We start from the raw sequence: 1,041 nt of genomic DNA on the forward strand, positions 1-1,041 counted from the left end.
TTCCGGCGATTTTTTTTCGTTGCCATATTTATTCTTTTTTGATGAGGGCTAAAGTTACGGATAGTGCGGAAGGCTTCCGTAGGTTTAGTTCAACATCGGTTTGGCAATAGTGGGGCAGACAGTTGTAAATTCAACATTTGTGCTACTATTTGGCTTTTGTGCAAAAGTTGGGCTGACGTTTTTCAAATTCCCCACCATCGCCAAGCCGAAAACCGTTGTGCGTCACCTTTTCAGACGCTTTCTCTTGGACAAAAGCCTTAATTTTGACATCATGCAAGTACAAGTAGACATAGGTTTTGACCAGTTAGTTCAAATAGCTAAACGGCTTCCGGCTACACAGTGGACAAAACTTAAAAAAGAAGTGGAAGCAACAGCACAGCCGTTAGACAAAGGCAGAGAAGAATTCAGAAAATTATTGTTAAATGGACCGACTTTTTCAGAAAGGCAATTAGAAGAAATTGCAGAGACCCGTAAAAAGATTAACGAATGGCGGACAAAATAACGTTAGTTGACACGACCATTTTAATTGATTATTTCCGAAAAACTGACAAGGCAAATTCTAAGCTCATTGCTTTGTTTGACCAAGGTTATGATTTTTCCATTTCAGCAATAACACACTATGAGATATACTCCGGTGCAACATCGGCTCAATTACCCTTTTGGACAAGCATGTTAGCCCGGACTGAAGTGCTTTTCTTTGACCAAACGATTTCACAGACTGCTGTTGACATTAATGCAATGTTGAAACAAAAGCGCAAACAGATTGGAATAGCAGACCTTTTCATTGCAGCAACAGCCATTTCCAACAACTTGCCTTTAGCTACCTTGAACCGGAAACACTTTGACCGAATAGACGGACTGCCCCTTTTAGACTAAGGCGAACGCACAATAACTAAGCTTTCGTTGCGTCCGCAGGACGAACAATGAAAGCGCTGTTGAACGGAACCTACGGTTGCCGGTGTTGCCTTATGGAGTTGCCGATTTGCGGGGCAAGGGTATTTGAGCAAACTATCAGGTTTGTTTTTTTATGCAGGGCTGGTT

The 1,041-nt window shown here is 41.9% G+C and carries 2 protein-coding genes; both read left to right on the top strand.

From position 1 onward, the window contains the following. The first annotated feature begins 139 nt into the window (after positions 1-139). The gene (locus BM015_RS21295; protein WP_143075940.1) at positions 140-502 is read left to right on the top strand and encodes a hypothetical protein; all 363 of its coding nucleotides are present in this window, start codon (positions 140-142) and stop codon (positions 500-502) included. After that, a complete protein-coding gene (locus BM015_RS21300; RefSeq protein WP_090663397.1) occupies positions 487-876 on the top strand; it encodes a type II toxin-antitoxin system VapC family toxin in 390 nt (129 codons plus the stop codon). Before BM015_RS21295 ends, BM015_RS21300 begins: the two co-directional genes overlap by 16 nt. Positions 877-1,041: the final 165 nt, after the last annotated feature.

It is taken from the genome of Parafilimonas terrae (assembly GCF_900115755.1).
Taxonomy (GTDB): domain Bacteria; phylum Bacteroidota; class Bacteroidia; order Chitinophagales; family Chitinophagaceae; genus Parafilimonas; species Parafilimonas terrae.